A 20,060-nucleotide genomic window follows, 5' to 3' on the forward strand; every position below is an offset into this window, starting at 1 on the left:
TCCCAGTCCGCCCAGCGCAGCAACCGCTGCATCCCGTCCGGCGACACCTCACCCGCCTGTTCAGCCAGCGTCCAGCCGTTCTTCCGCTCCAGGCCCGCCACCAGCCCGGACACATACTCCCGAGCCCGAGCCCGCGGCTCCGAACGCGTGAAACGACCCGAAATCCGCTCATGAACCCGGCCCAGCTCACCCATCGCCACATCAACCACCACACGGATGATCTACCACACGCGCACCAAATGCCGTTGCAGTACTAAGCCTGGAGTTGCTCCACGTGCTCGCCAGCAGCTTCGGAAGGGCGACCGCCAGCCGACGCCGGCGGGGGACGACGGCGCGGGTGTTCAGCACGTCGTAACCAAGGGCCGCGATCTCGTCGAGAATGCCTTCGTAGAGCCCGAGCGCGGTCCGCACGCAGTCGCGGGATTCCTCGCGCAGCAACGGGATTCCCGCTTCGGCGCGGCGGTACACCGCCCGGTTGCGCGCCACCGCGACGGCGAGCGCGCGCCGCACCCGCCGGTCGGGCAGTCCGCGCGCGCGGGACCATTCGAGCAACTCGCGGTCGACGCCGAACGCGGCCAGCTCCTCGGTGGGCAGATACAGCCTTCCCCGGTCGAGGTCTTCGCCGACGTCGCGCAGGAAGTTGGTCAGCTGGAACGCTTCGCCCAGGGCGGCCGCGCCGGGCACGGCGTCGGCGACCGGGCCGACGGTGCCGAAGACCGGCAGCATCTGCAGCCCGATCACCTCGGCCGAACCGTGGATGTACTCCTGGAGATCGGCGTAGGTCGCGTACTCGGTGACCTTGAGGTCCATCGTCATGGACCGCAGGAACGCGTCGAACAGCCCGCGGTCCAGGTCGTGGCGCCGCACGGTGTCGGCGAGCGCGGCCGGCACCGGATCTGCGGGGGTGCCCCCGTCGAAGACCTGCCCGACCATGACGGCGACCTCGTCCAGCGCGACGGCGGGATCGGTGCCGGGCGCGGGGTTGTCGACCACTTCGTCCGCCATCCGCGCGAAGCCGTACAACGCGTGCGCGAACGGCCGCGTCCGCGGCGGCAGCAGTCGCGTCGCGAGGAAGAAGGTGCGGCCGTAGTGCGCGTTGATGCGGCGGCATTCGGTGTACGCGGCCCGCAACGCCGGTTCGGTGATGCCCGCGGCGTCGAGTTCGTTCATCGGCCGGTGACCCTTCCCGCCGCGAGCCTGCCGGAGATCACCGCCGGCGGGATGCCGACGCCCGGTGTCGTCCCGCAGCCCGCCAGGACGACGTTGTCCGCCGCCCGCACCAGGTTCCCCGGCCGGAACGGGCCGGTCTGGGCGAAGGTGTGCGCGAGTGAGAAGGGGGTGCCCGCGGAGAGCCCGCGCTCCGCCCAGCCCGCCGGGGTGATCGACTCGTCGACGGTGAAGCCGTCCGCGAAGCCGGTGAGGCCGCGTTTTTCCAGTGTGCGCAGGAGTTCCGTGCGATAGGCGGGCCCGACGCGGCCCCAGTCGATCTTGCCGCGGCGCAGGTTCGGCGCCGGGGCCAGCACCGAGATCACCTGGTCGCCGCCGGGGGCGAGGCCCGGTTCGGTCGCGGTCGGCCGGGTCACCAGCAGTGACGGATCGCTCATCAGCCTGCCCTCGCGAATGATCTCCGAGAACGTCTTTTCCCAGGCGTGACCGAAGAAGATGGTGTGGTGGCCCAATTCCGGCCACGATTTCGGCGCGTGCCCGTGCAGCACGACGGCCGACGGCGAATACCTCAGCGGCAGCGGACGCCGGGGGCGCGCGCCGAGCAGCCGGTACGCGGTGCCGAGCTCGGTCGCGAGAACCACGGTGTCGCAAGGGATCCGCTCGCCCGAGCGGGTCCGCACCGCGCGCACCCGCGAGGAAACCCTTTCCAGCCAAGCGGCTTCGGTGCCGAAGCGTACTTCGGCACCGGCGCGTTCGGCCGCGTTCGCCATCGACCGCGCGATTTCGCCCATCCCGCCCGACGGGTAATAGACCCCGCCGATGGTGTCCATATAGGAGATGACGCCGTACGCGCCGATCGCGCTGGCCGGGTCGAGTCCGGCGTAGAGCGCCTGGAAGGAGAACAGGCGGCGCACCCTTTCGTCGCGCAGGAAGCCGTCGATCTTCGGGCCGAGCCTGCCGAATCCGCCCAGCGCGGCCAGTTTCGCCAGTTCCGGGCGCACCAGATCGAGCGGGGAGTCGAAGTTCGCGCCGATGAAGTGGTCCTTCTGCACCGCGTACAGCTCGGTCAGCCAGCGGCGCAGACGGCGGTAGCCCTCGGCTTCGGCGGGCCCGGCGGCCGCGCGGATCTCGGCCTCCATCGCCGCCGCCTCGGTGTGCACGGCGATCGTGCTGCCGTCGGCGAACCTCGCGCGATAGGCGGGGTCCAGCCGCGTCAGCGTCAGGTTGTCCGCCAGGGATTCCCCGACCGCCGAGAAAGCCTCGTCGAGCAGTTCCGGCATGGTCAGCACGCTGGCCCCGGTGTCGACGGTGTGACCGCCGAAATCCGCCTGCCCGGCCCGGCCTCCGGGGGTCTTTTCCTGCTCCAGCAGGGTCACCCGGCGTCCGGCGCCGAGCAGGTGCAGCGTCGCCGACAGCCCGGCGAGCCCGCCACCGATCACCACCACGTGGTCACTCGGACCGGTGACGGTGCGCATCAGTACGTCCGCTGGGTCGCCTTGACGACCAGTCCGGTCAGCGCGGCGGGGGCGGGCTCGGCCAGGTGAGCGCGGTCCAGCGCCGCCATCGCGGACTCGGTGAGTTCGTCGATGCGGCGTTCCACCGCGTCGACGGCGCCGACGTCCTGCAGCGCCTCGCGCACGGTCTCGACGGCTTCTTCGGACAGGTGCGCGTCGCCGATGGCGTCGGAGATGACCTTCGACGCGGCGTCCTTGCCCTGTTTTGCGGCCCGCTGGAGACCCAGCGCGACCAGCAGCGTCCGCTTGCCCTCGCGCAGGTCGTCGCCCGCGGGCTTGCCGGTGACCGACGGGTCGCCGAAGACGCCGAGCAGGTCGTCCCGCAGCTGGAAAGCCACGCCGACCTCGTCGCCGAACTCGCGCAGCGTCGCGATCAGGGCGTCGTCGGCGCCGCCGAGCGCGGCACCGAGGTGTAGCGGGCGCAAGACGGTGTACGCGGCCGTCTTGAGCTTGCAGATGTGCAGCGCGGCCTCGGGGGAGGCGTCGCCGGTGGCCTGGGTGCGGACGTCGAGGTACTGACCGGCGAGCACTTCGGTGCGCATCGCGCGCCACGCCGGCCGGGCCGCCGCGAGGGCCGAGGGCGGAAGCGGGGCCTCGCCGAACATGTCGTCGGCCCAGGCCAGTGCGAGGTCGCCGACCAGGACGGCGGTCGCGAGCCCGAACGTGCTCGGCGAACCGAGCCAGCCGCTGTCGGCGTGCAGCTTCGCGCCCGCGATGTGCACCGTCGGCGAACCACGGCGCGAATCGGAGGAGTCGATGAGGTCGTCGTGGATCAGCGCGCACGCCTGGATCAGCTCCAGGCTCGCCACCGCCTGCAGCACGCCTTCGACGTCCGGCCCCGCCGGATCGCCGCCCGCGCCGCGCCAGCCCCACCAGGCGAACGTCGGGCGCAGGCGTTTGCCGCCGCCCAGCACGAATCCGGCCAGCGCGTCGATCCCGACGCCCACGGTCGGTTCGGTGCGGCGGATCTCGGCTCCGGCACGCTCGAGGAACCCGGCCAGCGCCCGCTCGACGTGGGCGGGCAGATCGGCGTCGTAGGCGGACGTGTCCATGGGCACATCTTCCGGGAAGGAGGCCGCCGTGACCCAGTCGGGTGCCTCCGAATGTGGTGAAACAGACGTCAGCCGCGGCCCTTGTCGCGCACCTCCTTGTCATAGTGCCGCTTCGCCCGCGCCCGGTTTCCGCAGTCCGACGAGCTGCACCAGCGTCGTGACCGGTTGCGGGTGTGGTCGGTGAACATCCAGCCGCAGCCGGGCCCTTCGCATTCCCGGACCCGCGCGAGCTCCTCGGAGCGCAGCAACGCCTCGGCCTCCAGCGCGAGGAAGTGCGGCAGCGCGGCGTCGTCCGTCAACGGCACCGTCCACTTCAGCGGGAGAGCGGGCGTGAGTTCGGCGTACCGGTACGCCGCGAGCAGGGGCTTTCGCAGCGCCGCGACGTCCGGTGGAGTCGACACGAGCACCCGGTAGAGCGTCTCGCGGAAGGACTTCACCGTGTCCAGGGCGGCCTCGGAGACCTCCAGACGTTCGGTGCCCGCACCGGCCAGGACGACCCACTCGGACAACCGCACCGGATCCGAAAGCCGGTCTTCCCGTCTGGCCGGATCGCGGCGCCAGGAAACGGTGTTGACCAGGTCCAACGGCACGCTCCCGCCGATGCTGTCGTACCCGTGCCAGTGGCCGTCCACGATTCCTCCTAATGGTCAAACTGAGTTTAGCTTGTTAGAGTCGCCGGTATGACAACGCTCCGGCGGCACTATCTGGCCGGCGCCCGCGTCGGGCTCGGGCTGGGTGTCGCGACCTTCGTCCTCGGCGTCACCTTCGGCGCCTACAGTCAAACTCTGAGCTGGGGGATCGCGGCCCCGATCGTGGCGTCGCTCGTCGTGTTCTCCGGCTCGGCCCAGTTCGCGATGGCCACCGCGCTCGCGGGCGGCGGCAACCTCGCCGTCGCGGTCGGCGCCGCGGCCCTGATCAACGCCCGTTTCCTGCCGATGGGCGCCGCCGTCGCCGCGGATCTGCGCGGCGGGCGCCTGCGCCGGGCGTGGGAGGGCCAGGCCGTCGTCGACGGTTCGTGGGTCGCCGCCCATCTCGGCGGAGGACGCTTCGACCGCGAGAAACTCATCGGCTGCACACTCGTCCAGCTGCCCGCGTGGGTGCTGGGCACGGTGCTCGGTGTCGTGGCCGCGCCACCGCCGGACGTCGTCGCGCGCTTCGGGCTCGACGTCGTCTTCCCCGGCTTCTTCCTGGTCCTGCTCATCGACGAGCTGCGCCGTTCGCGTGAAGCGGTCCGGACAGCGGCGCTCGCCGCCTGCCTGGCCGGGGTCCTGGTGCTGTTCGTACCGGTCGGGCTCGCGCTGATCGGCGCGTCGGCCGCCGCGCTGCTGGGCCTGGGGGTTCGGCGATGACGCTCTGGCTCGCGATCGTCCTCGTGGCGCTGGTCAGCATCGGGTTCAAGGCGGCGGGCCCGGTCCTGCTCGGCGACCGGGAGATGCCGCCGCGCCTCGCCCGGGTGATCGCCCTGCTCGCACCCGCCCTGCTGGCCGGTCTCGTGCTCACCGAGGTGACCGGCCCGGCCTGGTCCGGGGTCGACTGGACGCTCTGCGCCGGGCTGGCCGCGATCACGGTGACCTACCTGCTGCGCGTGCCGGTGCTCGCCGCGATCCTCTGCGGCGTCGTCGTCACGGCGGCCCTGCGCTTCCTGATCTAAGACCAGAACGCGCCGCTCAGCCCGGCTCGGGTGAAGTACGCGGCCGCGTCGGCCGGGGTCCGGTGGGTGTAGCCGTGGTCGAGCCTGCCGTCGTACCAGCCGGCCGCGAGCCGCCACAACGTCGCCAGATCCATGACGTAACCCTTGTCCTGTCCCGTTTCCGTGAGCCATTCGTCCACACAGGACTCGCCGCAGAACAGTCGCTGGTTGCCGCAGGTGTGCACGACGTCGTCCCACATCCGCGCCGCCGGGACCAGGAAGTGCGCGACCAGATCACCCGTCGGCGGGGTCCGGTCGTTGACCATCAGGGCCTGCGGTTCGCCACAGCCGCGACAGCGCGTGGACACCAGCACCTCGGGTTCGGCCTTGACCAGATGCGGGATCGCGAACGCGTCCCACGCGCAGCCGCCCCACCACAGCGTGCCGGCGCCCATCACGGAGAACCCCAGCGGGATCGCCGCGAACGGGTGAGCCATCACGACGTGTTCGCATTCGTCGAGCACCAGGTGCCGTTGCTCCGCGAGCCTGTGCAGCGCCTGCTTCGCCACCGCGAGCGATCCGTGGGCGGCATCGGCCAGCTCAGGCGCCGTCGGTGGCCTCCCGTGCTCGGCGAACGCGCGGTAGACCGCGACGCGGACGTCCTCGTCCCAGCTGGTGTCGTTTTCGGCGCTCATGGCTGCTCCCTGTGCTCGTCTCCGAAGTCTCCCCAGGCGAGCGCCGCTCGGCAACCGCTCGGGTCCGGCTGGAGTCGCACGTCCACAGCCTGAGAGGGGGCTCCCGGCCAGCGGACTTTCCCCCTTAACATGGCGGTATGACGTCGGTGGTCGAGCGGTTGCAGGGTGATGGTCCCGTGTTCTCCATCGAGTTCTTCCCGCCTCGCGACGCGGCCGACGAGGCCGTGCTGTGGAAGTCGATCCGGGAACTCGAGCCGTTGGACCCGGCGTACATGTCGATCACGTACGGCGCCGGCGGCTCCAGCCGGGACGGCACGATCCGCAGCATCGCCCGCGTCGCCACCGAGACCACGCTGGTGCCGATGGCGCACCTCACCGCCGTGAACCACTCGGTCGCGGAACTGCGCAACGTCATCGGCTGGTACGCCGCCGTCGGCGTGCGGAACATCCTCGCGCTGCGGGGCGACCCGCCGGGTGACGTCTACGGCGACTGGGTCCCGCATCCGCACGGGCTCAACTACGCCGAAGAACTCGTCGAACTGGTGCGTTCCCTCGGCGACTTCTGCGTCGGCGTCTCGGCCTTCCCGTACGGCCACCCGAGGTCGGCGAACCTCGAAGCCGACACCGAGTACCTCGTGCGCAAGCTCCGCGCGGGCGCGGACTTCGCGATCGCGCAGCTGTTCTTCGAGCCGGAAGACTTCCTCCGCCTGCGTGACCGGGTGGCGGCCACCGGCTGCGAGGCGCTGGTCATCCCCGGCATCATGCCGCTGACCACGCTCCGGACGCTGCACACGTCGATCAAGCTGTCCGGCGCTCCCGCGCCGCGGCGGCTGCTGGACCGGCTCGAACCGCTGGCCGACGACCCGAAGGCCTTCCGTGCGGCCGGGATCGACGCGGTGACCGAACTGTGCGAGCGGCTCATCGCCGAAGGCGTCCCCGACCTGCACTTCTACACGTTCAACCGGTCCAAGGCCACGCGTGAGGTGGTCGGCAGGCTCGGACTGGTCCCGGCCCGGGCGTAACTCCGTACCGAAGTCGCCCGCGGTCCGGGTAGCGTTCGCCGCATGGCTTCAACTGCGCTGGGTGTACACCAGATCTGTGACCGGTACGTCGACGAGATCGCGGCGGCGGACCCGGTCGAGGCGACGATCCTCGGTGTCGCCGGATACGACGATCAGCTGACCGACTTCTCGCCTGCCGGGCACGCGGCGCGGGCCGCGATCGCCGCCCGCGCGCTCGCCGACATCGAGGCGGCCGAACCCGCCGACGACGCCGAGCGCGCCGCCAAGGCGGTCTTCGCCGAGCGGATCGGGCTGATGCTGGAGATCCACGAGGCGGGACTCGACCTTTCGTCGCTGAACGTGATCGAGAGCCCGGCGCAGAACCTGCGGATGGTCTTCGACCTCATGCCCGCCGAGACCGCGTCGGACTGGGCGACGATCGCGGCCCGGATGGCGAAGCTTCCCGAGGCGCTCGGCCAGCTGCGGGCGTCGCTGCTCGCCGGCGCGGACGCGGGCCACGTCTCCGCGTTGCGCCAGGTCAGCAAGGTCGCCGACCAGGCGGAGACCTGGGCGGGGCTCAAGGAGGACACCGGGTACTTCAGCACGCTGATCTCAGGTGCGAAGGACGTCGACGACCGGCTTCGCGCGGAACTCGACCAGGCCGCCCACATCGCCCAGGAGGCGTACGCGGAGTTCGCCGGGTTCCTCCGCGCCGAACTCGCCCCGCTGGCGCCGGTCAAGGACGCCGTCGGCGCCGAGGTGTACAAGCTGTGGTCCCGGGTGTTCACCGGCGCCACCCTCGACCTGGACGAGGCCTACGCCTGGGGCTGGGCCGAATTCACCCGCATCGAAGCGGAAATGCACGAGGTCGCCGGCCGGATCAAGCCCGGTGCCACCCTCGCCGAGGCGGCCGCCGTCCTCGACGCCGACCCCAAGTACGTCGTGCGCGGCCGGGCGGAATTCCAGGCCTGGATGCAGAACCTGTCCGACAACGCGCTGAAGTCGCTGCGCGGCAAGCACTTCGACATCTCCGACCGGGTGATGGAGCTGGAGTGCAAGATCGCCCCGCCCGGTGGCACCGTCGGCGCGTACTACACCGGCCCCAGCGAGGACTTCTCGCGCCCCGGCCGCATGTGGTGGTCGCTGCCGCAGGGCCGGGACGAGTTCACCACCTGGCGCGAGGTCAGCACCGTCTACCACGAGGGCGCGCCGGGCCACCACCTGCAGATCGCGACCGCGGTCGACCAGTCGGGGTCGCTCAACAAGTACCAGCGGATGCTGGCGTTCACCTCCGGGCACGCCGAGGGCTGGGCGCTGTACTCCGAGCGGCTGATGGAGGACCTCGGGTTCCTCGCCGACGACGGCGAACTGCTCGGCATGCTGTCCGAGCAGCTGTTCCGCGCCGCGCGCGTGATCGTCGACATCGGCATGCACCTGGAGCTGGAGATCCCGGCGGGCACCGGCTTCCACGATGGCGAGCGGTGGACGCCCGAACTGGGCCTGGAGTTCATGCTCACCCGGACCGTCACCGACCCGGCCCACGTGCACGACGAAATCGACCGCTACCTGGGCTGGCCAGGGCAGGCGCCGTCGTACAAACTCGGCGAACGCCTCTGGCTCGCCGCGTGCGACGAAGCCCGTGCCCGGCAGGGTGACGCCTTCGACATCAAGCAGTTCCACACGCGGGCGCTGGCGCTCGGCGGGATGGGGCTGGACACGCTGCGGGAGATGCTGGCTGCCCTGGACTGAGCCGCTGATCCGCTCCCGGTAGTGCCATGAAAGGTCCTTTCCTTGCGAATTTCGCAAGGAAAGGACCTTTCATGGCATTCGGAGGGGCCCTCCGCGTGCCGCAATTCACGTGCTCGCGCCGCCGGAGCCTTGATACGTTCCCCTCATGCACCGGATCTTTCTCGTCACCCCACCCCCCGCTTCCTGAGCGGGGTGTCTCCAGCCGCGCGGCGTTCCCGCCGCCCGGCCGATCCGTGATGCGCTGAAGCACCCCGCGTCGTCGCCGTCCTCAGACACCGACACCAGACGCAGGAGCGTTTCCCCATGTCCGTTGCCGTACCCACGCGCGCCCGATCGTCGGCCGCGCTCGTCCTCGCCGGCGTCCTCTGGGGGACCGGCGGCCTCGCCGGATCCCTGCTCGCCTCCCGCGCGGGACTCCATCCGCTGAGCGTCGCCGCGTACCGGCTGCTCATCGGCGGCGTGATCGCCATCGGCTACCTCGGGCTCACCGGAGGCCTCCGCGGCCTTCCCCGCACAGCAGCGGTCCGCCGTCGCCTCCTGGTGGTCGGCGGCCTGTTCGCCCTCTTCCAGACCAGCTATTTCGTCGCGGTCTCGCTGAGTTCCGTGAGCGTCGCGACCATGACCACCATCGGCAGCGCCCCCGTGCTGCTCACCGTCGCGACGGTCGTCAGGACCCGTCGCCTGCCCGGAGCGTGGACGGCGGTGTCCCTGGCCGGATCCCTCATCGGGCTCGGGTTGCTGCAGTGGACGCCCGGACAAGAGGTCGACGCCGCCGGAGTGCTCTTCGCCCTGCTCGCCGCGGCAGGGTTCGCCGCCCTGACCCTGGTGACCGCGACCCGCGTCGAGGGGCTGGATCCCTTGCCCACCACGGCTTTCGGCTGCCTGATCGGCGGCGCCGCGCTCACTCCCGCCGCGCTGTGGTTCGGGATGGCCGTGCCGGTCCAGGCCGACGTGCTCGCGCTCGTCCTCTACTTCGGCGTCGTGCCGACGGCGCTGGCGTACGCGGCGTACTTCCGCGGCCTCGAAGGCGCGCATCCCGTGCTCGCGGCGTTGTCCGCGCTGCTCGAACCACTGACCGCGGCACTGCTGTCCATGGCCGTGCTCGGGGAACGGCTCGGTGCCGTGGGCTGGTGCGGCGCGGCGGTGCTCATCGCCGCGCTCGCCGTCGCGTACTCGAAGCCCTAGAGGGGCAGCGTCCGGCCGAGGATCGCGAACGCCCTCGGGTCCCCGGCGAAGTGGTAGTCCCGCAGCACGTCGAGGAACCCGACGCGCCGGTACAGGTTCCAGGCCCGGCTGGTGCCTTCCGGCGTGGAAAGGAGCACGTGGGCGTGGGGCACGCCGTCGAGCAGCCGTCGCAGGAGGTCCTCGCCGATCCGCTTCCCCTGGCTTTCGGGGCTGACGTGGATCTCGGTGAGCTCGAAGTAGTCGGACATCCAGTGCTCGGCGGCGGCCTGGCCCTCACGACGGGTCAGGCCGTGGCGGACCTGTTCGTGCCACCACTGGCCGCCGCGGCCCTTGTAGCCGTAGGCGAGCCCGAGCAGGACGCCGTCCGCGTCGAGCGCGGCCATGCAGCGCCAGCCTTCGCGCAGCGCGTGCGTGAGCCACATCGGCGCGCGCTGTTCCGCCGTGCCTTCGGGGTACCGCATGGCGTTGACGTAGATGGTCAGCGCCTCGGGGAGCCGGGCGCGGAACTCGTCCGCGGACAGCTGGACGTAACGGGTGCATTCCGAGGACATCGCGGTCACGGGCGTCCATCCTGCCCGTCGCCCGTGACGTCCGCGGGAGTGCCCCCGGTCAGCGAGACGAGCCCGGCGAACGTCGTGGGGTACACCGACTTCGGATGCCCGGCGGCGGCCCAGACGACCTCGTGAGCGAGCAACGCGGTGTCGACGAGGGTGGTCAACGCCTTCGGGTGACCGACCGGGGCGACGCCGCCGATCGGCTGCCCGGTGTGCGCGCGGACGAAATCGGCGTCGGCCTTGCCGATCTCGTCCGCGCCGGTCAGCGAGGCCAGGAGATCGGTGTCGGCGCGGTGCGCGCCCGAGGTCAAGGCGAGCAGGGCCGTTTCCGTGTCGCCGGTACTGCTGCGGAACACGAGGCTGTTCGCGATCGCGCCGACCTCGACACCGAGCGCTTCGGCGGCTTGCGCGGCCGTGCGGACTTCGGCGGGGAGGATCCGGATCCCGTCCGCGGCGGCCTGCTGACCCGCCTCGGCGAGCGCGGCCGCGACCTTGGCCACCGAGGGATGGCCGGACTGGTCGATGGTGCTCATGAGTCTATGAGATCACGTGGCCGATCCCGTGTCCCGCACCATATGCGGCGATCACTCGGCTACGGGGTTGAAGAAAGGGGCACTTCGGGGTTACATTGAACTTGTTCGAACAGACGTTCGACATTCGGTGAGCGCGCACCGGTAGGTGCCCGGCGCGGGGGCGGGGGAAGCGCCTCGGCACCGGGCACCGGCCGGCGCTCACGTACAGGAGGAGGGTCGTCATGTCCGTTTCGGTCGTGTCCCCCGACGAAGCCGAGAGGCCGGGGGGCACCGCGCAGCCCGCCCTGCCGATGTCGTTGCGCCCGCCGGCACCACCCGCGGCGGTCTCCTTGTACGCACAGGCGAGGCGGGGTCTCGCCGAGGCAGAGCGGGAGAGCGATCCCGCGGAGCGGTTCATCGGGGCCTATCTCGCCGCGCTGCGGGGCGCGGCGGCGGTCCTGGAGGCCCGCGGACGTCCGCACCGGGGCCGGGCCCGGCCGGCGAGCGGCTGGGTGCTGCTCGATTCCGTCGCGCCCGAGCTGAAGGAGTGGGCGGCGTTCTTCGCGGCCAACTCGGCGACGCGCGCCGCCGCACAGGCGGGGATCACCGGCAAGGTCACCGTCGAACTGGCGGACGAGCTGACGCGGGCCGCCGCGGTGTTCCTGGAACTGGTGCGACGGGTGGTGCATGGGCTGCCGATAGGTGATTCGGCGCATGTCGCTTAGCGCGCTGTCTCTCCGGCGCGCTTTCGGATTTCCGTAGCCGGGCCGCGGCATCGGCTGGTGTCGGCGGCCCGCCTCCGTGAATCCGAGGCCGTTGGCAGAACGCGCGCGCGTGCCTGGATCCGGCCGGCCGGATCCAGATGAGAGACACGTTCCAAAGTCGCACGGAGAGGGGGTGCCCGATGGCCGGGCAGGCCATGATCGACCAGAGCAGGTTCCTGGAGGTGATCGGCGCCGAAACCGAGCTCATCGCTCAGGTGGCGCACACCGCGTCCGCCGACGCGCCGGTCCCGACCTGCCCCGGCTGGACGCTCGGCGAGGTCCTGAGGCACGTGGGCAGCGTGTACCGGGTCACCCACCGCTGGATCGTCGACGGACGGCGTCCCGAGCACTGGCAGCGCAAACCGGGACCGCGGCAGACCCTGGAGGAGTACTTCCGCGAGGGCCGGGACGAACTCGTCGCCGAACTGTCCGCGCACGATCCGGACGAACTGGCGCCGACCTGGTGGCCGGCGGACCGCAGCTACGGGTTCTGGCGGCGGCGGATGGCGCACGAGGCGACGATCCACCGGATCGACGCGGAGAGCGCGGCCGGGCGAGACGTGTCGGAGATCCCCGAGGACGTGGCACTCGACGGGATCGACGAGGCGCTGGTGCTCTGGTTCGGCCAGCGGCTGCCGTTGCTGGGGCTGTCCGGTACCAAGACCGGCTCGGTCGGGGTGCGCACCGCGGGCCACACCTGGATCGCCAGAGCCGGGCCCACGGAAACGATCGCCTGGCGATGCTCGGCCGAGGAGGCCCAGCGCGCGGACGATCTGATCACCGGGCAGCCGGACAAGATCTACCGCTGGCTCTGGGGCCGGGCGGGTCCGACGGCGGTGACGGTCAGCGGAGACCAGGACATGGCGGGACAACTCTGGGCCCTTCTGCGGCTCGCGACTCGATGACCGGTCGGTGGGGAAGCCAAACCGGTCAGCGCCAGTCGGCGGAGCTGAAGAGCGGCCGTGGGTTCACCGGCGGCACACGGAAGTGTCGGTGGGGCCGTCTAGGTTCACCGGGGTGACTGCGCGCCTGGTGAACCTGGTCTTCGACTCGGCCCTTCCCAGAGATCTGGCGGGTTTCTGGGAAGGGCTGTTCAGCTGGGACGCCCCGTTCGAACCGGCCTTCCGCTCCGAGCAGGGCCCCAAACACGGCAAGAACCGGCTGCATCTGGATCTGGCGAGCCGGTCGCCCGAGCATCAGGCCGCGCTGGTGGATCGTGCGCTGTCCCTCGGCGCACGGCACATCGACGTCGGCCAGGGCCCGCCGGAGGAGAAACGGGTGCCGTGGGTGGTGCTCGCGGATCCCGAGGGCAACGAATTCTGTGTCCTCGAGCCCCGTGAGCAGTACGAGGGCACCGGTGCGATCGCGTCGGTCGTCACCGACGCCCTCGACCCGGAGCGGCTCGCGCGGTTCTGGTCGGCAGCGCTGGGCTGGGAGATCGGCGTCCGGGAAGAGGCGATCGTCGGGCTGCGGCCACCGGGCGGTCGTGGCCCGTGGGTCGAGTTCCTGGCCTCCGAGGACGAGAAACGGCACAGGAACCGGCTGCGGTTCGAGATCGCGCCACGGCGGGGCATGAGCCGGGCGGCCGCGGTCCGGCGCCTGCGGGAACTGGGCGCGACAGGGCTGGGTTCGACGAAACGGGGCGGCGAGACCATGACGGACCCGGAGGGCAACGAGTTCAGCGTGCTCTCGCCGCGCTGAGTTGTTCGCCTGGGGTTGTTTCGCCTGAGTTGCGCGGCGGCGCCGATCGCTGACCTGGGCGAAACACCGGCGCCGTTGGCAGGCAACAACCGGCCGGGACCGTGGAGGTCATGGAGACCTCTCGAGTCCGGCCCACCGCGGTCCAGTCCGATGAAGAGACAACGACCGCCTCGGCCTGGCGTGTCCGGATCCGCGTGGACGACCGGCCGGGAACCCTGGCCAGGATCGCGATCCGGCTGGCCGACCTCGAATGCAACATCCTCGGGCTGTCGGTACTCCCGGTCCCCGGCGGCGTGCTCGACGAGATCGTCCTGCGGCCGGCCACCGGCCTGCCTCGGCAGCTGCTCGTCGACGCGATCCGCGACGAAGGATGCGAATGCTCCGCCGTCGTCGACGCGGATCTGGCCGAACTGGTCGATCCGGCCACCGCAGCGCTCACCGCGGCCAAGAGAGCCGTCGGGGACCCTGGTGGCCTCACAGAGGTGCTCCGTGGCGTTCTCACGGCCGACGTCGTCACGAAGGTCCCGTCGATCGAGGCGAACCCGGCCCGGACCGAGGGCGGGCACCGGGCGGTGTTCCCGGCGGGGGACGGCAGCGCGTTCGTCGCCCGCCGCCGGTGGTCGCCGTTCGTCGAACTGGAACTGAGCCGGGCCGTCGCGCTGACCGGCCTGATGACCGCCGTCCGCGACAACGTGACCGGGCCGATCGTGCTCGACCGTCCCGACGGCGCCGCGATCGTCCTGCGCAAGGGGATCCCCGGCGACGCGGAAGCGGTGTCCGCGCTGCACCAGAGATGTTCGATGACCACGCTTTTCCACCGCTACCACACCGGGATGCGCACCGTGCCGCGTCGCTGGCTGCACCGGCTCCTGATGCCGCCGCGCGGGATCAGCCTGCTCGCGGTCTGCGGCCGCGAGGTGATCGGCCTCGGTCAGCTGATCCCGTCGGCGGAGGGCGACGCGGCCGAAGTCTCGCTCCTGGTCGAGGATTCCTGGCAGCGCCAAGGCATCGGCAGTGCTTTGCTGACCAGGCTCGCCGTCCTCGCCGTGGCCAAAGGGGAGCGTGAGCTCGCCGCCGTCTGCCTGCCCGGCGACGACTCGCTCTACCGCACCGCCTCTCGCGTGGGGCTCCGCCCCGAACGCGTCCCCGGCGACTCCGGCACCCTGCGTTTCCGGCTCCCCGACCCCCGCGTTTAGCCCTCTGAATGCGGTACTTGCGCGGGCAACGACCGCATCCAGCGGACTACTTGCGGTTCCAGAACCAGTCCTTGCCGCGGGCCTCGCCCAGCGCGCGCTTCTTGCGTTCGGGGGTGAGCCGCTCCAGGTACAGCTTGCCGTCGAGGTGATCGGTCTCGTGCTGCAGGCACTGGGCGAGCACTTCGACGCCTTCGACCTCGACGGGCTCGTTGCGCAGGTCGACACCGCGCACCACGGCGTGCTTCGCGCGGACGACCGGGAACCGCAGCTCCGGCACGGACAGGCAGCCTTCGCTGATCTCGTGCGTCTCTTCGGACAGTTCGACGATCTCCGGGTTGATCACGTACCCGCTCAGCCCGTCGACGTCGTAGCTGAATACCCGCAGCCCGACCCCGATCTGCGGCGCCGCGAGACCCGCGCGCCCGGCCGGTCGCACCCCGTCCATCAGATCGGTCACCAGCGACTCGATCCTCTTGTCGAATGTCGTGACCGGGTCGCATACGGTCTTGAGCACGGGATCCCCGAAGTAGCGCAGGTCGCGCATCACCATGTTCGAACGTCCTTCTCCACTGGCCTGAACGACGAGTCTAGGTGTACTGACCACGGAGGTCAGTACGCCTAGGCCCGCAGGCGCAGTCCCTTGGGGGTCGCCCGGAAACCCGCCTCCTGGAGAACGGCCGAAAGCTCCGAGGTGAGCGCCGCCTCGCCGTCGGCCTTCTGCACCGCGAGCTGACCCAGCCAGCCTTCCCGCACCGCCGTGGACAGCGCCCGCGCGGACGCCCGCAACGTCTCCTGATCCTCGGTGAAACTCAGCAGCGACCGGCCGCCGCGTTCGACGTACATCGCCGGGACACCGTCCACGAGTACCGCCAGCGCGCCCGCTTTCCTCGCCGGACGGTGCTTCGTGTCACCCGTCGCGGCGGGCCACGGCAACGCGGCACCGTAGGGCTGGGCCGGGTCGGCGGCGGCGAGCACGACCGCGCCTTCGGTGGTGGTGCGCTGGTTCCCGGACTGCGCGCGCAGCCTGTCGACGGCGCCCTTCGCCGCGAACTGCGCGGCGCCGAGCCCTTCCACCACGTAACCCCGGACGACCTGGCCCGAATCCTCCATCCCGCGCAAAACCTTGTAGATCCCGGAAAAACCGCCCGTCACCCGCTCGGTGTCGAGTGCTCCTCTGGTGAGAACGCCGTGCCGCTCCAGGAACGCCTCGGTCCGCGCGTGCGCGCGCCTGGTCGGATCCGGTTCGCGATCGGGGGTCAGCGCCCAGCGCCCCGCCACCGTCGGCGGCCCGGTGCGCGACGGCATCGCGGGACGCCCGGCCCGAAGCCGCGCGTACCGGCCGCGAGGAGCTTGCCGGCGGGGCTTGTGCGCCGCGCCGGAACCGGAGACCTGCGCCCGCAGCGGGCCCAATGTGTCCCCGGTGACCAGGCCTGCCCATACGAGATCCCATAGCGCGGCAACGACTTCGCCGTCGTTGGGCGGGGTTTCGACCAAAGGGGACGCGCGCTCCACGAGCTGGCGGAAGAACTGTGCGCCACCCTCCAAAGTGGACAGGATGGCCTCGTGAAGCGGGCTTGAGGGCAGGTCGTCGTCGAGGTCGGGCAGCAGCAGATCGGCGACGTCCGTGGGCGCGAGCGCCAGCCAGCCGTCCCCGCCGGACAGGGAACCGCAGCCGCACCACGTCACCTCGCCCGCCGTGGTGAGTTCGTCCAGCAGCGACGGCGTGTAGCCGGGAAGCCTGCTCGGCAGGATCAGCGACTCGACCGCGCTCGCCGGCAGCGGCGCCCCGGCCAGTTGCTCGACCACGGACAGCACGTCGTCCGCCGTCGGTGCCGACCGTACCCGCGCGCCGATGCCGTGCCACGACGGCAGGAACCGGCCCAGCGCGGCAGGTTCGACCGGCTCGACCTCGGCCCGCAGCCGGGCCAGCGACGCCCGCCGGAGCCTGCGCAGCACCGACGCGTCGCAGAACTCCATCCCGACGCCGTGGGTCTCCGGATGCCCGACCGGGCTCAGCTCGCCCCGGACCAGCCTGCCCTGCGCGGTCAGCCTGTCCAGCACGCCGGTGACCACGGCCGTCCCGAGGCCGAACCGCTCGGCGGCCTGGCGGGCGCTGAACGGGCCGCGGCTGCGCGAATAGCGGGAAAGCAGGTCTCCCACTGGATCCTCGACCGGCTCGGTGAACGCCTCCGGTACGCCGACCGGCAGCGCGGTACCCAGCGCGTCCCGCACCCGGCCCGCGTCCTCGATGGCGATGAAGCGTTCACCGCCGCCGATGCGGACCCGGATCACCCGGCGTGCGGCTTCCAGTTCCTCCAGCCATTCCCGTTGGATTCCCCGCGCGGCTGCCTCCTCGATCGAGAGATCTCCGAGGAACCGCAACAGATCCGCGGCCTCCTCGGCGTTGCGGGCGTGCCTGTCGGGTTCGAGGCGCTGCAACGAGCGCTCGACCTCGCCGACGACCTCGGCGTCCAGCAGTTCCCGGATCGCTTCGGTGCCGAGCAGTTCGGCCAACAGCGTCGAATCCAGTGCCAGCGCCGCCGCGCGCCGTTCCGCGAGCGGTGCGTCGGTCTCGTACAGGAACATCCCGACGTAACCGAACAGCAGACTGCGCGCGAACGGGGACGCCGACGGTGTCTCGACCTCGACCAGCTTGACCTTCCGCGACCGCACGTCGGCCATCAGTTCGCGCAGCCCGCCGACGTCGTACACGTCCTGCAGGACTTCCCGCATCGCTTCCAGCACCACGGGGAAGCGCTCGTACTTGGCCGCGACCGAAAGCAGTTGCGACGCGCGCTGGCGTTGCTGCCACAGCGGTGTGCGGCGGCGCGGATCCCGGCGGGGGAGCAGCAGCGCCCGCGCCGCGCATTCCCGGAACCGCGCGGCGAACACCGCCGAGCCGCCGACCTCGGCGACGATCAACTGCTCGACCTCTTCCGGATCGAGCAGCACGTCGTCGACGCCGATGGTGACCTCCGAGCCTTCGGCGTCCAAAGCCTCCGGCAGCCGCAGCACGATGCCGTCGTCGGAATGCGCCACCTGCGCGTCGACCCCGCGGTTCTCCCGCAGTCGGGCCGCGATCGCGAGCGCCCACGGCGCGTTGACCTGCGCCCCGAACGGCGAGTGCAGGATGATCCGCCAGTCGCCCAGTTCGTCGCGGAAGCGTTCCAGCAGCACGGTCTTGTCGTTCGGCACATGCCGCGTGGCGGCCTTCTGCTCTTCCAGGTAACCCAGCAGGTTGTCGCACGCGTACTCGTCCAGCCCGGCGACGGCGGCGCGTTCCCTGGCCGCCGACGGCTCCGAAGTGGACAGTTCACGGACGAACGCGCCCAGCGCCCGCCCCAGTTCCAGCGGGCGGCCGGGGGCGTCGCCCTTCCAGAACGGCATCCGGGCGGGCTCACCCGGCGCGGGCACCACGATCACGCGGTCGTGGGTGATGTCGGTGACCCGCCAGGAGGAGGTGCCGAGCAGGATCGTGTCCCCGACGCGGGACTCGTAGACCATCTCTTCGTCGAGCTCACCCACCCTCGACCCGGGTTTGCCGTCGGCGCCCGGCGTCATCACGGTGAACAGGCCGCGGTCGGGGATCGTGCCGCCGGAGGTCACCGCCAGCCGTTGCGAACCCGGACGGCCGTGCAGTTCGCCGCTGACCCTGTCCCAGGTGATCCGCGCGCGCAGCTCACCGAATTCCTCGCTGGGGTACCGGCCGGCGAGCATGTCGAGCACGGCCAGCAGCGCGTCGTCCGGCAGGGACGCGAACGGTGCCGCACGGCGGGCGAGGGCGGCCAGTTCGTCGACCGTCCACGATTCGAGCGCCACCATCGCCACGATCTGCTGGGCGAGCACGTCCAGCGGGTTCCTCGGGTACCGCACGGCCTCGATCGCGCCGGAGGCCATCCGTTCCGCGACCACCGCGCAGGAGACGAGGTCGCCCCGGAACTTCGGGAACATCACCCCGCTCGACACCGCGCCGACCTGGTGCCCGGCCCGGCCGACCCGCTGCAGTCCCGAAGCGACCGTCGGCGGCGCCTCGATCTGCACGACGAGATCGACGGCGCCCATGTCGATGCCCAGTTCCAAGGAGGACGTCGCCACGACGCACGCGAGGCGTCCCGTCTTGAGCTCCTCTTCGACGTGAGTGCGCTGCTCCCGCGACATCGACCCGTGGTGCGCCCGCGCGATCACCGGCGCCGCACCCGCGGCGAGCCCGGACTGGCCGATCGCCTCGGCCGGATACCGCTGGTCGGGCTCCAGCTCGCTCTGTTCCGCGACGAGTTCGTTGAGCCGGGCCGTCATCCGCTCGGTGAGCCGCCGCGAGTTGGCGAACACGATCGTCGACCGATGCGCCTGGATCAGTTCGAGGACCCGCTCCTCCACCGCGGGCCAGATCGACGGCCGCCGCGGTGCGCCGTCGACCTCCTCCAGCGAGCCGGGCAGCCGCGCGAGGCCCGCGTCGAGGTCTTCGTTCTGCTTCGGCCCCTGAGGACCGTCGAGATTGGACATGTCCTCGACCGGGACCTCGACGCGGACCTCGATCGTCTTCGCGAGCTTCGGCTGGACGATGGTGACCGGCCTGCCACCGGCCAGGAACGAGGCGACCTCGTCGATCGGCCGGACCGTCGCGGACAGCCCGATCCGCTGGGCGGGCTTCTCCAGAAGGGCGTCGAGCCGCTCCAGGGACAAGGCCAGATGCGCGCCGCGTTTGCCGCCCGCGACCGCGTGCACCTCGTCGATGATCACCGTCTCCACGCCGCGCAGGGAATCCCGCGCGGACGAGGTGAGGATGAGGAACAGCGACTCCGGCGTGGTGACCAGCACGTCCGGCGGCGTTTTGCCGAACGAGCGCCGCTCGGCGGCGGTGGTGTCGCCGGTGCGCATGCCGACGCCGATGTCCGGCACCGGCAGCCCCAGCCGCCGCGACGCCTGTGAGATGCCCGCCAGCGGCGCCCGCAGGTTGCGCTGCACGTCGACAGCCAGCGCCTTCAGCGGCGATACGTAGAGGACGCGGCAGCGTTTCCGCGGCTCGGCAGGGGGCGGCTCGACCGACAGCCTGTCCAGCGCCCAGAGGAAGGCCGAGAGTGTCTTGCCCGACCCCGTCGGGGCCACGACCAGCGCGTGTTCCTTCGCGTGCGCGGCACGCCACGCCCCCTCCTGAGCGCGGGTGGGCGCGGCGAAGGCCCCGGTGAACCAGTCCCTGGTCGCGGGGGAGAAGAGGTCGAGTACGTCTGCCACGCTCCCCATAGTGCGCCGGACCACCGACAGTTTCGCTCCGGGCCTGTGACACGGGACGAGTTCGGCGGGTTCCGCACGTGCGGTGACGTCGCTCATGGGAGCATCACG

At 71.3% G+C, this 20,060-nt stretch carries 18 protein-coding genes and 1 pseudogene; 9 read left to right on the forward strand and 10 right to left on the reverse strand.

The features are described from left to right. The 5 genes and pseudogenes from ACFOSH_RS39445 to ACFOSH_RS39465 all read right to left on the reverse strand — a co-directional run. Positions 1-194 (reverse strand): annotated as a pseudogene (locus ACFOSH_RS39445) (IS701 family transposase); the annotation flags it as partial. 7 nt (positions 195-201) lie between these two features. Beyond that, on the reverse strand, positions 202-1,170 hold the full coding sequence (locus ACFOSH_RS39450) for a phytoene/squalene synthase family protein (protein ID WP_378246086.1): 969 nt from the start codon (positions 1,168-1,170) through the stop codon (positions 202-204). Beyond that, positions 1,167-2,642 carry a phytoene desaturase family protein gene (gene crtI, locus ACFOSH_RS39455; protein ID WP_378246088.1) on the reverse strand — a complete coding sequence of 492 codons (1,476 nt, stop codon included), beginning with the start codon at positions 2,640-2,642 and terminating at the stop codon, positions 1,167-1,169. The genes ACFOSH_RS39450 and crtI overlap by 4 nt, the downstream gene beginning before the upstream one ends. Beyond that, positions 2,642-3,733: a polyprenyl synthetase family protein gene (locus tag ACFOSH_RS39460; protein WP_378246090.1), complete on the reverse strand. Its 1,092-nt coding sequence runs from the start codon at positions 3,731-3,733 to the stop codon at positions 2,642-2,644. The genes crtI and ACFOSH_RS39460 overlap by 1 nt, the downstream gene beginning before the upstream one ends. A 68-nt stretch (positions 3,734-3,801) precedes the next feature. Then, positions 3,802-4,365, reverse strand: coding sequence for a CGNR zinc finger domain-containing protein (locus tag ACFOSH_RS39465; protein ID WP_378246092.1), 564 nt, complete (start codon positions 4,363-4,365; stop codon positions 3,802-3,804). A gap of 48 nt (positions 4,366-4,413) precedes the next feature. On the opposite strand from ACFOSH_RS39465, the gene ACFOSH_RS39470 reads away from it, so the two are divergent. Continuing rightward, positions 4,414-5,082, forward strand: a complete 669-nt coding sequence (locus ACFOSH_RS39470; protein ID WP_378246094.1) for an AzlC family ABC transporter permease — start codon at positions 4,414-4,416, stop codon at positions 5,080-5,082. Next, on the forward strand, positions 5,079-5,384 hold the full coding sequence (locus tag ACFOSH_RS39475; RefSeq protein WP_378246096.1) for an AzlD domain-containing protein: 306 nt from the start codon (positions 5,079-5,081) through the stop codon (positions 5,382-5,384). The genes ACFOSH_RS39470 and ACFOSH_RS39475 overlap by 4 nt, the downstream gene beginning before the upstream one ends. Here the strand turns inward: ACFOSH_RS39475 and merB are convergent. Further along, a complete protein-coding gene (merB, locus tag ACFOSH_RS39480) occupies positions 5,381-6,058 on the reverse strand; it encodes an organomercurial lyase (RefSeq protein WP_378246098.1) in 678 nt (225 codons plus the stop codon). The genes ACFOSH_RS39475 and merB overlap by 4 nt on opposite strands. Positions 6,059-6,195: 137 nt before the next feature. Between merB and metF the strand changes: the two genes are divergently transcribed. The 3 genes from metF to ACFOSH_RS39495 all read left to right on the forward strand — a co-directional run bounded on the left by metF (position 6,196) and on the right by ACFOSH_RS39495 (position 9,993). Continuing rightward, on the forward strand, positions 6,196-7,080 hold the full coding sequence (gene metF / locus ACFOSH_RS39485) for a methylenetetrahydrofolate reductase [NAD(P)H] (RefSeq protein WP_378246100.1): 885 nt from the start codon (positions 6,196-6,198) through the stop codon (positions 7,078-7,080). 42 nt (positions 7,081-7,122) lie between these two features. After that, positions 7,123-8,808, forward strand: coding sequence for a DUF885 domain-containing protein (locus tag ACFOSH_RS39490; protein WP_378246102.1), 1,686 nt, complete (start codon positions 7,123-7,125; stop codon positions 8,806-8,808). Between the two features lie 303 nt (positions 8,809-9,111). Then, the gene (locus tag ACFOSH_RS39495; protein ID WP_378246104.1) at positions 9,112-9,993 is read left to right on the forward strand and encodes a DMT family transporter; all 882 of its coding nucleotides are present in this window, start codon (positions 9,112-9,114) and stop codon (positions 9,991-9,993) included. On the opposite strand, the gene ACFOSH_RS39500 is transcribed toward ACFOSH_RS39495, so the two are convergent. Together ACFOSH_RS39500 and ACFOSH_RS39505 are read right to left on the reverse strand one after the other, a co-directional pair. Beyond that, positions 9,990-10,553, reverse strand: a complete 564-nt coding sequence (locus ACFOSH_RS39500; RefSeq protein WP_378246106.1) for a GNAT family N-acetyltransferase — start codon at positions 10,551-10,553, stop codon at positions 9,990-9,992. The genes ACFOSH_RS39495 and ACFOSH_RS39500 overlap by 4 nt on opposite strands. After that, positions 10,550-11,080, reverse strand: coding sequence for a YbaK/EbsC family protein (locus ACFOSH_RS39505; RefSeq protein ID WP_378246108.1), 531 nt, complete (start codon positions 11,078-11,080; stop codon positions 10,550-10,552). Before ACFOSH_RS39505 ends, ACFOSH_RS39500 begins: the two co-directional genes overlap by 4 nt. A 221-nt stretch (positions 11,081-11,301) precedes the next feature. Here ACFOSH_RS39505 and ACFOSH_RS39510 point away from each other — a divergent pair, with 221 nt between their 5' ends. The 4 genes from ACFOSH_RS39510 to ACFOSH_RS39525 all read left to right on the forward strand — a co-directional run bounded on the left by ACFOSH_RS39510 (position 11,302) and on the right by ACFOSH_RS39525 (position 14,720). Next, entirely contained in the window at positions 11,302-11,784 is a 483-nt protein-coding gene (locus ACFOSH_RS39510) for an SAV_6107 family HEPN domain-containing protein (RefSeq protein WP_378246110.1), read from the forward strand. A gap of 179 nt (positions 11,785-11,963) precedes the next feature. Beyond that, on the forward strand, positions 11,964-12,728 hold the full coding sequence (locus tag ACFOSH_RS39515) for a maleylpyruvate isomerase family mycothiol-dependent enzyme (RefSeq protein WP_378246112.1): 765 nt from the start codon (positions 11,964-11,966) through the stop codon (positions 12,726-12,728). 112 nt (positions 12,729-12,840) lie between these two features. Continuing rightward, positions 12,841-13,524 (forward strand): VOC family protein, encoded by a 684-nt coding sequence (locus tag ACFOSH_RS39520; RefSeq protein WP_378246114.1) that lies wholly within the window; start codon positions 12,841-12,843, stop codon positions 13,522-13,524. Positions 13,525-13,634: 110 nt separating this feature from the next. After that, positions 13,635-14,720 (forward strand): GNAT family N-acetyltransferase, encoded by a 1,086-nt coding sequence (locus tag ACFOSH_RS39525; RefSeq protein ID WP_378246116.1) that lies wholly within the window; start codon positions 13,635-13,637, stop codon positions 14,718-14,720. 46 nt (positions 14,721-14,766) lie between these two features. Here ACFOSH_RS39525 and def read toward each other — a convergent pair whose 3' ends face one another. Continuing rightward, positions 14,767-15,270 (reverse strand): peptide deformylase, encoded by a 504-nt coding sequence (gene def, locus ACFOSH_RS39530; RefSeq protein WP_378246118.1) that lies wholly within the window; start codon positions 15,268-15,270, stop codon positions 14,767-14,769. A 68-nt stretch (positions 15,271-15,338) separates the two neighbouring features. Beyond that, the gene (locus ACFOSH_RS39535; RefSeq protein WP_378246173.1) at positions 15,339-19,961 is read right to left on the reverse strand and encodes an ATP-dependent helicase; all 4,623 of its coding nucleotides are present in this window, start codon (positions 19,959-19,961) and stop codon (positions 15,339-15,341) included. Positions 19,962-20,060 lie beyond the last annotated feature (99 nt).

The organism is Amycolatopsis speibonae, assembly GCF_042647925.1.
Classification (GTDB): Bacteria; Actinomycetota; Actinomycetes; order Mycobacteriales; family Pseudonocardiaceae; genus Amycolatopsis; species Amycolatopsis speibonae.

Excerpts from the sequence above, each read along its gene's own strand:
- metF (WP_378246100.1), top strand. The coding sequence starts at position 6,196 with ATGACGTCGGTGGTCGAGCGGTTGCAGGGTGATGGTCCCGTGTTCTCC.
- ACFOSH_RS39460 (WP_378246090.1), bottom strand. The coding sequence starts at position 3,733 with ATGGACACGTCCGCCTACGACGCCGATCTGCCCGCCCACGTCGAGCGG.
- ACFOSH_RS39525 (WP_378246116.1), top strand. The coding sequence starts at position 13,635 with ATGGAGACCTCTCGAGTCCGGCCCACCGCGGTCCAGTCCGATGAAGAG.
- def (WP_378246118.1), bottom strand. The coding sequence starts at position 15,270 with ATGGTGATGCGCGACCTGCGCTACTTCGGGGATCCCGTGCTCAAGACC.
- crtI (WP_378246088.1), bottom strand. The coding sequence starts at position 2,642 with ATGCGCACCGTCACCGGTCCGAGTGACCACGTGGTGGTGATCGGTGGC.
- ACFOSH_RS39450 (WP_378246086.1), bottom strand. The coding sequence starts at position 1,170 with ATGAACGAACTCGACGCCGCGGGCATCACCGAACCGGCGTTGCGGGCC.
- ACFOSH_RS39475 (WP_378246096.1), top strand. The coding sequence starts at position 5,079 with ATGACGCTCTGGCTCGCGATCGTCCTCGTGGCGCTGGTCAGCATCGGG.
- ACFOSH_RS39490 (WP_378246102.1), top strand. The coding sequence starts at position 7,123 with ATGGCTTCAACTGCGCTGGGTGTACACCAGATCTGTGACCGGTACGTC.
- ACFOSH_RS39515 (WP_378246112.1), top strand. The coding sequence starts at position 11,964 with ATGGCCGGGCAGGCCATGATCGACCAGAGCAGGTTCCTGGAGGTGATC.
- ACFOSH_RS39535 (WP_378246173.1), bottom strand. The coding sequence starts at position 19,961 with ATGGGGAGCGTGGCAGACGTACTCGACCTCTTCTCCCCCGCGACCAGG.
- ACFOSH_RS39505 (WP_378246108.1), bottom strand. The coding sequence starts at position 11,080 with ATGAGCACCATCGACCAGTCCGGCCATCCCTCGGTGGCCAAGGTCGCG.
- merB (WP_378246098.1), bottom strand. The coding sequence starts at position 6,058 with ATGAGCGCCGAAAACGACACCAGCTGGGACGAGGACGTCCGCGTCGCG.
- ACFOSH_RS39510 (WP_378246110.1), top strand. The coding sequence starts at position 11,302 with ATGTCCGTTTCGGTCGTGTCCCCCGACGAAGCCGAGAGGCCGGGGGGC.
- ACFOSH_RS39470 (WP_378246094.1), top strand. The coding sequence starts at position 4,414 with ATGACAACGCTCCGGCGGCACTATCTGGCCGGCGCCCGCGTCGGGCTC.
- ACFOSH_RS39495 (WP_378246104.1), top strand. The coding sequence starts at position 9,112 with ATGTCCGTTGCCGTACCCACGCGCGCCCGATCGTCGGCCGCGCTCGTC.